This is a genomic window from Enterobacter cancerogenus, assembly GCF_019047785.1.
GTDB classification, from domain to species: domain Bacteria; phylum Pseudomonadota; class Gammaproteobacteria; order Enterobacterales; family Enterobacteriaceae; genus Enterobacter; species Enterobacter cancerogenus.
On sequence record NZ_CP077290.1, the window covers coordinates 3,669,393 to 3,682,367 of the forward strand.

12 protein-coding genes and 1 pseudogene are annotated in these 12,975 nt (G+C 55.6%); 9 read left to right on the forward strand and 4 right to left on the reverse strand.

All coding sequences use genetic code 11. The annotated features are described in order from the left end of the window. Window positions 1-66: 66 nt before the first annotated feature. The 4 genes and pseudogenes from I6L58_RS17315 to I6L58_RS22945 all read right to left on the reverse strand — a co-directional run. Window positions 67-1,107, reverse strand: a complete 1,041-nt coding sequence (locus I6L58_RS17315) for an NADP(H)-dependent aldo-keto reductase (protein ID WP_088208608.1) — start codon at window positions 1,105-1,107, stop codon at window positions 67-69. Between the two features lie 131 nt (window positions 1,108-1,238). Further along, the gene (locus I6L58_RS17320) at window positions 1,239-1,457 is read right to left on the reverse strand and encodes a YgdI/YgdR family lipoprotein (RefSeq protein WP_006178316.1); all 219 of its coding nucleotides are present in this window, start codon (window positions 1,455-1,457) and stop codon (window positions 1,239-1,241) included. 129 nt (window positions 1,458-1,586) lie between these two features. Continuing rightward, window positions 1,587-2,279, reverse strand: a complete 693-nt coding sequence (gene mutH / locus I6L58_RS17325) for a DNA mismatch repair endonuclease MutH (protein WP_088208609.1) — start codon at window positions 2,277-2,279, stop codon at window positions 1,587-1,589. A gap of 151 nt (window positions 2,280-2,430) precedes the next feature. After that, window positions 2,431-2,508, reverse strand: a pseudogene (locus I6L58_RS22945) (hypothetical protein); the annotation flags it as partial. A 454-nt stretch (window positions 2,509-2,962) separates the two neighbouring features. Here I6L58_RS22945 and rppH point away from each other — a divergent pair. From rppH to recC, 9 genes are all read left to right on the forward strand, one after another. After that, window positions 2,963-3,493, forward strand: a complete 531-nt coding sequence (rppH, locus tag I6L58_RS17330) for an RNA pyrophosphohydrolase (protein ID WP_003862791.1) — start codon at window positions 2,963-2,965, stop codon at window positions 3,491-3,493. A gap of 12 nt (window positions 3,494-3,505) precedes the next feature. Further along, on the forward strand, window positions 3,506-5,752 hold the full coding sequence (ptsP, locus tag I6L58_RS17335) for a phosphoenolpyruvate--protein phosphotransferase (protein WP_088208610.1): 2,247 nt from the start codon (window positions 3,506-3,508) through the stop codon (window positions 5,750-5,752). A 205-nt stretch (window positions 5,753-5,957) separates the two neighbouring features. Further along, window positions 5,958-6,833 (forward strand): prolipoprotein diacylglyceryl transferase, encoded by an 876-nt coding sequence (gene lgt, locus I6L58_RS17340; protein WP_006178309.1) that lies wholly within the window; start codon window positions 5,958-5,960, stop codon window positions 6,831-6,833. A gap of 6 nt (window positions 6,834-6,839) precedes the next feature. Next, entirely contained in the window at window positions 6,840-7,634 is a 795-nt protein-coding gene (gene thyA / locus I6L58_RS17345) for a thymidylate synthase (RefSeq protein ID WP_006178308.1), read from the forward strand. Between the two features lie 183 nt (window positions 7,635-7,817). Continuing rightward, window positions 7,818-8,282 carry a prepilin peptidase-dependent protein gene (locus tag I6L58_RS17350; RefSeq protein WP_088208611.1) on the forward strand — a complete coding sequence of 155 codons (465 nt, stop codon included), beginning with the start codon at window positions 7,818-7,820 and terminating at the stop codon, window positions 8,280-8,282. After that, a complete protein-coding gene (locus tag I6L58_RS17355; RefSeq protein ID WP_006178305.1) occupies window positions 8,279-8,833 on the forward strand; it encodes a prepilin peptidase-dependent protein in 555 nt (184 codons plus the stop codon). Before I6L58_RS17350 ends, I6L58_RS17355 begins: the two co-directional genes overlap by 4 nt. After that, window positions 8,830-9,231, forward strand: a complete 402-nt coding sequence (locus I6L58_RS17360) for a DUF2509 family protein (protein WP_042321846.1) — start codon at window positions 8,830-8,832, stop codon at window positions 9,229-9,231. The genes I6L58_RS17355 and I6L58_RS17360 overlap by 4 nt, the downstream gene beginning before the upstream one ends. Beyond that, window positions 9,216-9,539, forward strand: a complete 324-nt coding sequence (locus I6L58_RS17365; RefSeq protein WP_006178301.1) for a prepilin-type N-terminal cleavage/methylation domain-containing protein — start codon at window positions 9,216-9,218, stop codon at window positions 9,537-9,539. Before I6L58_RS17360 ends, I6L58_RS17365 begins: the two co-directional genes overlap by 16 nt. 12 nt (window positions 9,540-9,551) lie before the next feature. After that, window positions 9,552-12,926 carry an exodeoxyribonuclease V subunit gamma gene (gene recC / locus I6L58_RS17370; protein WP_088208612.1) on the forward strand — a complete coding sequence of 1,125 codons (3,375 nt, stop codon included), beginning with the start codon at window positions 9,552-9,554 and terminating at the stop codon, window positions 12,924-12,926. Window positions 12,927-12,975 lie beyond the last annotated feature (49 nt).

The window sequence follows — 12,975 nt, forward strand, 5'->3', positions numbered from 1 at the left end:
AACCCGGCCTACGGTTGTGCACTTGTAGGCCCGGTAAGCGGAGCGCCACCGGGCAAAAGCATCGGGCTACGGCGCAGGGTAGGTATAAACCTGATGCACCCTTTCAATCTCCGCTAACACCTCTTCACTCAGGTTCAGGTGGAAACTCTCAATATTGGTTTTCAGCTGTTCCAGGGTGGTCGCGCCCAGCAGGGTGCTGGCCACAAACGGCTGACGACGCACAAACGCCAGCGCCATTTGCGCGGGATCGAGTCCGTGACGTTTCGCGATATCCACGTAGGCAGCAACCGCTTTTTGCGTCTGCTCACCGCTGTAGCGGGTAAAGCGGCTGAAAAGGGTATTACGCGCACCGGCGGGCTTTGCGCCATTCAGGTATTTGCCCGTCAGCGTGCCAAACCCCAGACAGGAATAGGCGAGTAATTCCACCTCTTCATACTGCGTCACTTCGGCCAGACCAACTTCATAACTGCGGTTCAGCAGACTGTAGGGGTTTTGAATGGTCACAATACGCGGCAGATCGTGCTTGTCCGCCAGATGGAGGTAACGCATCACGCCAAACGCCGTTTCGTTCGAGACGCCAATGTAGCGGATCTTGCCCGCGCGCTGGCACTCCGTCAGCGCTTCCAGCGTGTCGAGCAGGCTCACGGCAGGAGCACTCTCATTCCAGCTGTAGCCTAGTTTGCCAAAGCAGTTGGTTGGACGCTGCGGCCAGTGTACCTGGTAAAGATCGAGATAATCCGTTTGCAGGCGCTTGAGGCTGGCATCCAGAGCGGCACGGATGTTCTTGCGATCGAGGATCTGGTTGGGGCGGATCCCTGCGTCGTTATTGCGCGACGGGCCGCTGACTTTGGAGGCGAGGATCAGCTTTTCGCGGTTACCGCGTTTCGCCAGCCAGTTACCGACGTAGGTTTCGGTAAGTCCCTGCGTCTCCGGGCGGGGAGGGACAGGGTACATCTCTGCTACGTCAATCAGGTTAATGCCCTGGCTGACGGCATAATCGAGTTGTGCATGGGCATCGGCTTCGCTGTTTTGTTCACCAAATGTCATCGTGCCCAACCCCAGTTGACTAACTTCCAGAGCGCTGTGGGGGATACGGTGATAATGCATAGCCGGCTTCCTTCATTAGACATGTAGACCGCGTCAGGAACCTCCCGACAAAGGAATATAAACATGGCAGAGGGGAAGCAAAAGGGGAAGGGAAAAATCAAAAAGGCCAGCAGGTTACTGACCTTAAATGTTTAACGCTCGATAATCTGGGAGACTTCGTCGCGGTTAATCTGCAGGTTGTTGCCCGCCTGATCACGGTAACTCACCAGACCGGTATCGTCGTCGACTTCAGGTTTACCGTCGGTCAAAATCATACGCCCGTCTTTTGTCGCCATGACATAATCGCTGCTACAACCCGATACCGCAAACGCTAAACCCACTGCCGAGATTATCACTGCCCATTTTTTCATCGTTATCGTCCTCACCTGGCTCGTATCAAATCATAGTGTAGTAATAACCTGATATTTCGTCAGGAGGAAGCGGTAAAATCTTAAAAACCAGTCGATTGTGTTAGGTAGAGCGCAAAAATGGTTAAAAAGCTATGTATTCAGTAAGAAATGGCGAGCGAGCAGCGCCCCGGTGAAATTCTTTTTGAGATAAAAGCCGCGCGGTAATGTCAGGATCGGTTCACCCCGCGCGCCGACTGCCTCGGTAAGGGCTTTGCTGTTCGCCGCTTTCGGGCGGATCTGTAGCACCTCGCCGTGTCGGGCGGTGATGCGCTCCACCTGACCAAGAACAATCATATCCATCAGCTCTTCCCAGTCCTGAGACAGCTGACGATCTTCCTCTTCGCTGGGACTCCACAGCAGAGGCGCGCCCACGCGTCGATCCGCCAGCGGGATCTGCCGGTCTCCCTCTACCGGCACCCACAGCACGCGCTTTAGCTTGTGGCGTACGTGGCTGGTTTCCCATGTCACGCCGCTGTTACCGGTTAACGGGGCAACGCATACGAAAGTGGTTTCCAGCGGCCTGCCCTGACCGTCTATAGGGATGGTTTTTAGCTCTACGCCCAGCGCGGCAAAATCCTGTTCAGGCTTGCTGCCTGCGCTTGCCCCGAGCCACAGCTCCAGCAGCATACCGATCCACCCCTTATCTCTCTTGAGATCCCCCGGAATGGCTAACCCCGCCATAGCCGCAAGTTCCCCAAGCGAATAGCCCGCCAGACGCTGCGCCTGATGCAGCAGTTGAGCTTCACTTCCAGGAGGAGAGGTCAGTGGCGCAAGCGAATTCATAAATACATCCATCTGGTTAAAAAGTGAGCGGATAAATGGGGGCATGTGGATAGAGTTTACCGATTTCTGGTTAACAATGCCATGTCCATGATTTATAGGTTATTTTGCCAGTTTTAAAAAGGCAAAGGGCGCGGCAAAAACAGGTTGTTCAAAACTGGTCACTGACAATGAACAGGATCTTACACCATGTTATCCACAGAAAAATGGGATAACTGGGAATAACCCTCACTACTGTTTCAATTTACAGCCTTGACGTGCGACGAAAATCGAATTTTCACACAAATTGTGACTAACTTATTGGCACAATCTGTGGATAAAACCGACGCTGTTCGATCTTTCATCAGTGGGAGGATCTCTGGTGTGACGATCGTCACGTTATCCTGTTTTCAGGCCATGGTTTTGGATGTAAGATAATGAAATTAAATCGCTTATCAGAATGACTGTTTGTGGCGCTTTTTCGATGCATGAAGGTTGTCCATCGGTAATTCCATACTTCTTCACAACTATATCCACAGAAAAGGTGAATAAAATTGGCTTCACGGTGCCTCATCTGTTTATAACTCCCGTGAATTTTGTGAGTTATTCAAATGTTATTAGGTTACAGGCCCGTAAGAGAGTGGTTTACCGCCTCCCTGTAGTGTGAAACAATCATTCATATATAAGGTTTATATTGGGGTAGTCCGGTGATTGATGACGATGGCTACCGCCCGAACGTAGGAATCGTAATTTGTAATCGTCAGGGCCAGGTCATGTGGGCACGACGATATGGTCAGCACTCCTGGCAGTTCCCGCAAGGCGGGATCAACCCAGGGGAGTCCCCAGAACAAGCGATGTACCGGGAGCTGTTTGAAGAAGTCGGTTTAAGCCGAAAGGATGTGCGTATCCTGGCTTCGACCCGCAACTGGTTGCGTTACAAGTTACCGAAACGTTTGGTGCGTTGGGACACAAAGCCGGTTTGTATCGGCCAGAAACAGAAATGGTTTCTACTGCAGTTGGTGGGCAACGATTCGGATATCAACATGCAAACCAGCAGTACGCCTGAGTTCGATGGCTGGCGGTGGGTAAGCTACTGGTATCCTGTTCGTCAGGTCGTGTCGTTTAAGCGCGATGTATACCGCAGGGTGATGAAAGAGTTTGCAAGTGTTGTGATGCAGCTTCAGGAGACGCCTCCTAAGCCGCAGAGTGCACCTGCCTGGCGACGTAAAAGAGGTTAAGCTACGCAAATCATGCTCACCCGCTTGCGAGAAATAGTCGAAAAGGTGGCCAGTGCGCCTCGCCTCAACGAGGCGTTGAATATTCTGGTCACTGACATCTGTCTTGCGATGGAAACCGACGTCTGTTCGGTGTATCTGGCCGACCATGACCGACGCTGTTATTACCTGATGGCGACCCGTGGTTTAAAAAAACCACGTGGCCGTACCGTCACGCTTGCGTTTGATGAAGGCATCGTTGGGTTGGTTGGGCGCCTCGCTGAACCTATCAACCTTGCCGATGCGCAAAAACACCCCAGCTTCAAATACATCCCCTCCGTTAAAGAAGAGCGTTTCCGCGCATTCCTTGGCGTACCTATCATCCAGCGTCGTCAGCTGCTTGGCGTACTGGTGGTTCAGCAGCGCGAGCTTCGACAGTACGATGAAAGCGAAGAGTCGTTTCTGGTTACGCTGGCAACGCAGATGGCAGCGATCCTGTCGCAGTCTCAGCTGGCTGCGCTCTTTGGTCAGTATCGCCATACGCGCATACGTGCACTTCCGGCCTCGCCTGGCGTGGCGATTGCAGAAGGCTGGATGGATGCGACCCTGCCGCTGATGGAGCAGGTGTACGAGGCCTCAACGCTTGACGAAGCGCTCGAACGTGAACGCCTCACCGCTGCGCTGGAAGAGGCGGCGAACGAGTTTCGTCGCTACAGCAAGCGTTTTGCGGCAGGTGCGCAAAAAGAGACGGCGGCCATCTTTGACCTCTACTCCCACCTGCTTTCCGATGCGCGTCTGCGGCGTGAACTGTTTGCCGAAGTTGATAAAGGCGCGGTCGCGGAGTGGGCGGTAAAAAAGGTTATCGAAAAGTTTGCTGAGCAGTTTGCGTCATTAACGGACGGGTATCTTAAGGAGCGCGCGGGGGATTTACGCACGCTGGGGCAGCGACTGCTGTTCCATCTCGACGATACCAATCAGGGCGCAAATGCCTGGCCTGAACGCTTTGTGCTGGTGGCCGATGAGCTGTCGGCAACGACGCTGGCTGAACTGCCGCAGGACAGGCTCGCGGGCGTTGTCGTGCGCGATGGCGCGGCTAACTCCCATGCGGCCATCATGGTCCGTGCGCTGGGCATCCCGACCGTGATGGGCGCGGATATCCAGCCCTCAGTCCTGCACAGGCGCACCCTGGTTGTGGACGGCTATCGCGGTGAGCTGTTAGTCGACCCGGAACCGGTGCTGCTTCAGGAATATCAGCGGTTAATCAGTGAAGAGAACGAATTAAGCAAGCTGGCGGAAGACGACGTCAACCTGCCCGCGCAGCTCAAAAGCGGCGAGCGCGTCAAGGTGATGCTCAACGCGGGCTTAAGCCCTGAACACGAAGAGAAGCTTGGCAGCCGTATCGACGGCATTGGCCTGTACCGCACCGAAATTCCTTTCATGTTGCAGAGCGGCTTCCCCTCCGAAGAGGAGCAGGTGGCGCAGTACCAGGGCATGCTGCAGATGTTTAACGACAAACCGGTGACGCTGCGTACACTGGATATTGGTGCCGATAAGCAATTGCCGTACATGCCGATCAGCGAAGAGAACCCGTGCCTGGGCTGGCGCGGGATCCGCATTACGCTCGATCAGCCGGAGATCTTTCTGATCCAGGTCCGCGCAATGCTGCGCGCCAATGCGGCGACGGGAAACCTCAGCATTTTACTGCCGATGGTGACCAGCATCGATGAAATCGACGAGGCCCGTCGGCTGATTGAGCGCGCGGGGCGTGAAGTCGAAGAGATGATCGGCTATGCAATCCCTAAACCCCGGATTGGCGTCATGCTCGAAGTCCCGTCGATGGTCTTTATGATCGCACAGCTGGCCAATCGCGTTGATTTTATCTCCGTCGGCACTAACGATTTAACCCAGTACATTCTGGCCGTCGACCGTAACAACACGCGCGTAGCCAGTATTTACGACAGCCTCCATCCGGCTATGCTCCGAGCCCTGGCAATGATCGCCCGTGAGGCCGAGCAGTATGGCCTCGATCTGCGTCTGTGCGGTGAGATGGCCGGCGATTCGATGTGTGTGGCGGTGCTGATCGGCCTGGGCTATCGTCACCTGTCGATGAACGGTCGTTCCGTTGCCCGCGTAAAATACCTGTTACGCCACATCGATTTTGACGATGCGCGGGAGCTGGCAGAACGCAGTATCGACGCGCAACTGGCAACCGAAGTACGCCACCAGGTTGCGGCCTTTATGGAGCGACGCGGTATGGGCGGCCTGATCCGCGGCGGCCGCTAGCGGCTATCGTCCCTCTTCCTGTGGGGGAGGGGCGTCATCCAGGTATCGGTGCGCACAATCCTCTATACACATCTTTTACATCTCAGGCGCATCCACCTGGGCTGCCTTATGCTATTATTCGCAACCTTGGAGCACCTGCCAGTGGCGGGAATGCAATTCTACCGCTGTCCACTTTCAGCGGAATAACAACATCTTGTGGTGACAGATGAACAGTGGTTATCTGCATTTTCCGGAATTTGATCCGGTCATTTTTTCAGTAGGACCTGTAGCGCTTCACTGGTACGGACTGATGTACCTGGTCGGTTTTATTTTTGCCATGTGGCTCGCAGGGCGTCGCGCTAATCGTCCGGGTAGCGGCTGGACGAAGAACGAAGTCGAGAACCTGCTGTATGCGGGCTTCCTCGGTGTGTTCCTGGGTGGGCGCATCGGCTATGTTCTGTTCTATAACTTCCCGGTTTTCCTGAGCGATCCCCTCTATCTGTTCCGCGTCTGGGACGGCGGCATGTCCTTCCACGGCGGCCTGATTGGCGTGATCTTAGTGATGCTCATCTTTGCCAAACGCACCAAGCGTAACTTCTTCCAGGTGGCTGATTTTATTGCGCCTCTGATCCCGTTTGGGCTGGGCGCGGGTCGTCTGGGTAACTTCATCAACGGTGAGCTTTGGGGGCGTGTCGATCCGAGCGTGTCGTTTACGATGCTGTTCCCGGGTTCGCGTGCAGAAGACCTGGCGCTGCTGCCGTCTCACCCTGAATGGCAATCCATTTTCGATACCTACGGCGTTCTGCCGCGCCACATGTCCCAGCTCTATGAACTGGCGCTTGAAGGCGTGGTGCTGTTTATCATTCTTAACCTGTTCATCCGCAAGCCACGCCCAACGGGGGCGGTTTCTGGCCTGTTCCTGATTGGCTACGGCGCGTTTCGTATCATCGTCGAGTTCTTCCGCCAGCCGGATGCGCAGTTTACCGGCGAATGGGTACAGTACATCAGTATGGGGCAGATCCTCTCCATTCCGATGATTGTCGCGGGTGCCGTTATGATGATCTGGGCCTACCGCCGTCGTCCACAGCAACAACTTTCCTGAGGAACCATGAAACAGTATCTTGAATTGATGAAAAAAGTGCTCGATGAGGGCACGCCAAAAAATGACCGCACCGGCACCGGGACGCTCTCTATTTTTGGCCACCAGATGCGCTTCAACCTGCAGGAAGGTTTCCCTCTGGTGACGACGAAGCGCTGCCATCTGCGCTCGATCATTCATGAACTGCTCTGGTTCCTGCAAGGCGACACCAACGTAGCGTATCTGCACGAAAACAACGTCTCCATCTGGGACGAATGGGCCGATGAGAATGGCAACCTCGGGCCGGTTTACGGCAAGCAGTGGCGGGCATGGCCTACCCCTGACGGCCGCCATATCGACCAGATCACCACCGTAATGAACCAGCTGAAAAACGATCCGGACTCTCGCCGTATCATCGTTTCTGCCTGGAACGTGGGTGAACTGGACAAAATGGCGCTGGCACCGTGCCACGCGTTTTTCCAGTTCTATGTGGCGGACGGTAAGCTCTCCTGCCAGCTTTATCAGCGCTCCTGCGACGTGTTCCTCGGCCTGCCGTTTAACATCGCCAGCTACGCGCTGCTTGTGCACATGATGGCGCAGCAGTGCGATCTGGACGTGGGTGATTTTGTCTGGACGGGCGGGGACACCCACCTGTACAGCAACCACATGGACCAGACACATCTTCAGCTGAGCCGCGAACCGCGTGCGTTGCCGAAACTTGTTATCAAACGCAAACCTGAATCGATCTTCGATTATCGTTTCGACGATTTCGAGATTGAAGGTTACGACCCGCACCCGGGTATCAAAGCCCCGGTTGCAATCTGATGCGGTAAATCGTTACACAGCCGGCGCTTTTTAGCGCCGGTTTTTTTCGTCCTCAATGCCTTTTACGAGGCGCATTCCGCAGCCGTTGCAATCCGTTGCAAAAGACAAAAAACACCTGAAAGCGGCTCGCAAACTTCCCATCCGTCCCTCGTTAAATATCTCTGCTGCCGTCACACTCCCGGCATGAAAAATGAGAACGGCTTTACGCTGATTGAAACACTGATTGCCCTTACGCTTGTGGTGATCCTGAGCGCTACAGGGCTTTACGGCTGGGACAGCTGGCAACGCCAGCAGCGGCTATGGCAAACCGCAGGCCAGGTGCGCGATTACATGGTGTTTTTGCGTAACGATGCTAACCGCCATAACCGCGACCACCTGATCACGCTTCAGCGGGATGAAAACAGAGACTGCCTAGTGAGCTCCGCCGTAATGGATTGCGAAAGCGGTGGTCCCTTCGTGATGGTACCGCTCTGGCCTGAGGTCGTCATCAGCGAGATAACACCGTCGCTGGGGTTCTTTGGGCTGAGAGATACCGCCTGGGCCGGGCGGGTAGGGGTGAAAAGTCGCGCGGGTGAGTGGCTGATTATTATCTCAAACGCAGGACGAATCAGAATGTGTAATGCGGCAGTTCAGGGAGCGTGTCGATGAACCAGAGCGGCTTTTCGCTTACGGAGATGCTGATGGCTATGGCTATCAGCAGCATTTTGTTGGTCAGCACATCGCGTTTTTTGCCGGCGCTACACCGCGCGGTTTTGCTGCAATCCGGGCAACAGGAGCTTGAGGAGGAGGTCTGGCAGCGTCTGTTTTCCATCGGTAAGCAGCTTCAGCGAGCGGGCTACTGTGCAGGAAATTGCCAGGGAACGGGGCTGACCATTGGCCGACAGGGCAGTTGTGCCATCGTAAAATGGGATGCCAACAGCAATGGGGCCTGGGACGCGTCCTCCTCTGAAAACGACAGCACCGGATTTCGCCTGGAGTCGGGCGCGCTGGAAACGCTGCGCGGGGCGACCAGCTGTGAAGGGCGAGGATGGGAAAAGCTTACCGATCCAGACCGGATTGCGATCCAGCAGTTAAAAGTAAGCAAAGTGGAACACGCCGGTTTTGCGCCGGAACTGACTGTTGAGCTGGTTGCCCTTCGGCAAGGCGCGTTAGCCGCGCCGTTTGCCGCGCGCTATACCGTCACGGGATTCAATCTGTGAACCGTCAGCAGGGAATGTCGTCGTTGGCGCTGGTCGTGCTTTTGCTGGTACTCGGCACCCTGATCCTGACCGGCCTCAGTCAGCAGCTTGATAGCCTTAGCGCCCTGGTCGGGGGCGAGACCCGCTCGCTTCGGGAGCAGATGGCCGTACAGTCAGCGCTGGAATGGGGGCGGATGCAGAACTGGGCCTTGCAGCCCGGGGTGCAGTGTAAAGCGAACAAAGACTGGCATGTCTGTTTGCGATTGTTGAACGAGGGGCGCGTTTTGCTGATAGCCGGTAGTGATGACACGCTGCTATGGCGTGCTGGAGAGATAACAGACGGGCGCATACGTTTTTCCCCTCACGGCTGGAGCGATTTCTGCCCGCTTAAGGAGAGTGCACTATGTCAGTTACCCTGAGCAGACAAAAAGGGTTTAGCATGGTCGAAGTCCTGCTGGCGATGATGCTGCTGGTTATTATTGTGACGGCGCTATCGGGTTATCAGCGGGTGCTGGCGACGCGCTATTCGGCGCTGAATCAGACCCGCCAGCTTTGGCACCATGTCTGGAATTTGTCGCAGCTCTCAACCTTTACGTCACCGACTGGCTGGCAGGCGAGCCGAATGCAGACAACGCGGTCCGGATGTGTCAGCATCACGGTCTCACTTATTTCTCCTCTGGGGCGACGCGGCGAAATAACACGTCTGCATTGCCCGGTTAGTCAGTAGTCTGGAGCGTTTATGTTAAGGGTCTACCACTCAAATCGTCTTGATGTGCTGGAAGCACTGATGGAATTTATTGTCGAGCGCGATCGCCTCGACGATCCTTTTGAGCCTGAAATGGTGCTGGTGCAAAGTACCGGTATGGCGCAGTGGCTGCAAATGTCCCTCTCGCAGAAGTTTGGCATTGCGGCGAACATCGACTTTCCGCTGCCCGCGAGCTTTATCTGGGAGATGTTTGTTCGCGTGCTGCCCGACATCCCTGAGCAGAGCGCCTTCAACAAACAGAGCATGAGCTGGAAGCTGATGACCCTGTTACCGGATATGCTGACGCACGATGAATTCACGATGCTGCGTCACTATCTCAATGACGATACCGATAAACGCAAGCTGTTCCAACTGGCCTCACGTACCGCCGATCTGTTTGACCAGTATCTGGTGTACCGTCCTGAGTGGCTGACGGCCTGGGAAGCCGGTGAGAGGGTGGAGGGCTTACCCGACGCGCAAATCTGGCAGGCGCCACTCTGGAAAGCGCTGGTAGAACACACGGAGAAACTCGGCCAGCCAAAATGGCACCGAGCCAACCTGTACCAGCGTTTTATTTCGATCCTTGAACGGGCTACCGAGCGTCCGGCTCGTCTGCCGTCGCGGGTGTTTATCTGCGGAATATCCGCCCTTCCGCCTGTGTACCTGAATGCACTGCGAGCGCTCGGCCGACATATTGATATCCACATTCTTTTTACTAACCCCTGCCGCCACTACTGGGGGGATATTCAGGACGCCCGCTGGCTCGCCCGGCTAGTCACCCGGCAACGTCGCCGCCTTTTTGAAGAACGCAGCGTTCCCCTGTTCAAAGACAGCGCAACCGCCGCGCAGCTCTTCGATGAAGACGGCATGCAAAACTTGCCCAATCCGCTGCTTGCCTCCTGGGGAAAACTCGGGCGCGACTATATTCATATGCTCTCCGATATCACCTCTTCTGGCGAAGGGGATGTGGACGCCTTCGCAGAGATTGCGCCGGACAGCCTGTTGCACAACATCCAGATTGACATTCTGGATCTGGAAAACCGCGCCGTCATGGGGATCTCATCAGAGGAATTTGTTCGCAGCGACGGTAAACGCCTGCTGGATCCGGACGACCGAAGCATCACCGTGCACGTTTGCCACAGCCCGCAGCGAGAGGTTGAGATCCTTCATGACAGGCTTCTGGCGATGCTGCAGGATGACCCGACCCTGACGCCGCGCGACATCGTGGTTATGGTGGCGGATATCGACAGCTACAGCCCGTTTATTCAGGCCGTATTTGGCAGCGCTACGGGCGAGCGGTATCTGCCGTACGCCATTTCTGACCGCCGTGCGCGCCAGTCGCATCCTGCCTTGCAGGCTTTTATCAGCCTGCTCTCACTTCCGGACAGCCGCTTTATTTCTGAAGATGTGCTGGCGCTGCTGGATGTCCCGGTCCTGGCGGCACGTTTTGACGTTAATGAAGAGGGGTTGCGCTACCTTCGCCAGTGGGTGAATGAGTCCGGTGTTCGCTGGGGGCTGGACGATGACAACGTTCAGGAGTTCGAGCTTCCGCCGACGGGACAGCACACCTGGCGGTTTGGCCTGACGCGTATGCTGCTGGGCTACGCGATGGAGAGCCACCACGGTGAGTGGAACGAGGTGCTCCCCTACGATGAATCCAGCGGTCTCATCGCTGAGCTGGTGGGCCATCTTGCCTCGCTGCTGATGCAGCTTAACCGCTGGCGTCGTGAGCTAATGCAGCCTCGCCCGCTTGTCGAGTGGCTTCCCGTCTGCCGCGAAATGCTTAATGCTTTCTTCCTGCCGGACGACGAAACAGAAGCCGCGATGGCGCTCATTGAAAAACAGTGGCAGGCCATCATCGAAGAGGGGGTCAATTCACACTACTCCGAGGCGGTTCCACTGTCGCTTCTGCGCGATGAACTGACGCAACGCCTCGATCAGGAGCGGATCAGCCAGCGGTTCCTGGCCGGCCCCATCAATATTTGTACCCTGATGCCCATGCGTTCGATCCCATTCCGTGTGGTTTGCCTGCTGGGGATGAACGACGGGATCTATCCGCGTGCGCTGCCACCGCTGGGGTTTGATTTGATGAGCGCTCAGCCGAAGCGGGGTGACCGCAGCCGCCGTGACGACGACCGCTACCTGTTCCTGGAAGCGCTCATCTCGGCGCAGAGCAAGCTCTACATCAGCTATATCGGGCGCTCGATTCAGGACAACAGCGAACGCTTTCCCTCTGTGTTGGTACAGGAACTGGTGGATTATATCGGGCAGAGCCACTATCTGCCGGGTGACGAAGCCCGCAACTGTGACGAAAGTGAACGGCGCGTGAAAGATCATATTACGTTTCACCACAGCCGCATGCCGTTTGATCCGGTTAACTACGCCAGGAATGAACAGCAGAGCTATGCCCAGGAATGGCTCCCGGCGGCGAAACGGGAAGGCACGGCACACACCGATTTTATTCAGGAGCTGGAGCCCCGCTTAATTGACACCCTGACGTTCGAGCAGCTTTCGCGTTTTTGGGCGCACCCGGTACGGGCATTTTTCCAGCAGCGCCTGCAGGTCAACTTCCGCTCTGAAGAGAGTGAAATCCCCGATGCGGAACCCTTTACCCTTGATGGGCTGGAACGCTACCAGCTTAACCTTCAACTGCTGAATGCCCTGGTTGACGAGGAAGATGCCCAACTGCTTTATCGCCGCTACCGTGCTGCGGGACAACTGCCTTATGGCGCGTTTGGTGAGATTGTCTGGGATACGCAGTGCCAGGAGATGACGACTCTGGCGGAGCGCGTGATTGCATGCCGACAACCCGGACAAAGTATTGAGATCGATCTCGACTGTAACGGCGTGCAACTCACCGGCTGGCTGACTCATGTGCAGTCTGATGGCCTGCTGCGCTGGCGGCCCTCCATGCTCAGCGTTTCACAAGGTTTGCAACTCTGGCTCGAACATCTTGTCTACAGCGCAGAGGGTAATCAGGGAGAGAGCCGGTTATTCCTGCGTAAAGACGGTGAGTGGCGCTTCCCGCCCATGGAGGCTGAGCAGGCGCTGGCGTATTTATCGTTGTACATTGAAGGCTACCGGCAGGGAATGAACAAACCGTTGCTGCTACTGCCAGAAAGTGGTGGGGCGTGGATAAAAGCCTGTTACGACGCGCAGAATGATGCCATGTTAACGGACGAGGCCTCCTTGCAAAAAGCGCGGAGTAAATTTTTGCAGGCCTACGAAGGGAACATGATGGTACGCGGTGAAGGTGACGATGTCTGGTATCAGCGCTTATGGAGAACGCTTGAGCCAGAATTCTTTGACGCCATCACGCAGGAGGCACAGCGCTACCTGTTACCGTTGTTTAAATTTAATCAGTCCTGACGACTGTATAAAAATTGCGCTGATTTTGGCGTTCATTTATTATGCAGCT

Bases quoted from the DNA above. Each gene is read 5' to 3' on its own strand.
- recC (WP_088208612.1), top strand. From the start codon at position 9,552: ATGTTAAGGGTCTACCACTCAAATCGTCTTGATGTGCTGGAAGCACTG.
- mutH (WP_088208609.1), bottom strand. From the start codon at position 2,279: ATGAATTCGCTTGCGCCACTGACCTCTCCTCCTGGAAGTGAAGCTCAA.
- I6L58_RS17365 (WP_006178301.1), top strand. From the start codon at position 9,216: ATGTCAGTTACCCTGAGCAGACAAAAAGGGTTTAGCATGGTCGAAGTC.
- I6L58_RS17315 (WP_088208608.1), bottom strand. From the start codon at position 1,107: ATGCATTATCACCGTATCCCCCACAGCGCTCTGGAAGTTAGTCAACTG.
- I6L58_RS17320 (WP_006178316.1), bottom strand. From the start codon at position 1,457: ATGAAAAAATGGGCAGTGATAATCTCGGCAGTGGGTTTAGCGTTTGCG.
- lgt (WP_006178309.1), top strand. From the start codon at position 5,958: ATGAACAGTGGTTATCTGCATTTTCCGGAATTTGATCCGGTCATTTTT.
- thyA (WP_006178308.1), top strand. From the start codon at position 6,840: ATGAAACAGTATCTTGAATTGATGAAAAAAGTGCTCGATGAGGGCACG.
- I6L58_RS17350 (WP_088208611.1), top strand. From the start codon at position 7,818: ATGAAAAATGAGAACGGCTTTACGCTGATTGAAACACTGATTGCCCTT.
- ptsP (WP_088208610.1), top strand. From the start codon at position 3,506: ATGCTCACCCGCTTGCGAGAAATAGTCGAAAAGGTGGCCAGTGCGCCT.
- I6L58_RS17355 (WP_006178305.1), top strand. From the start codon at position 8,279: ATGAACCAGAGCGGCTTTTCGCTTACGGAGATGCTGATGGCTATGGCT.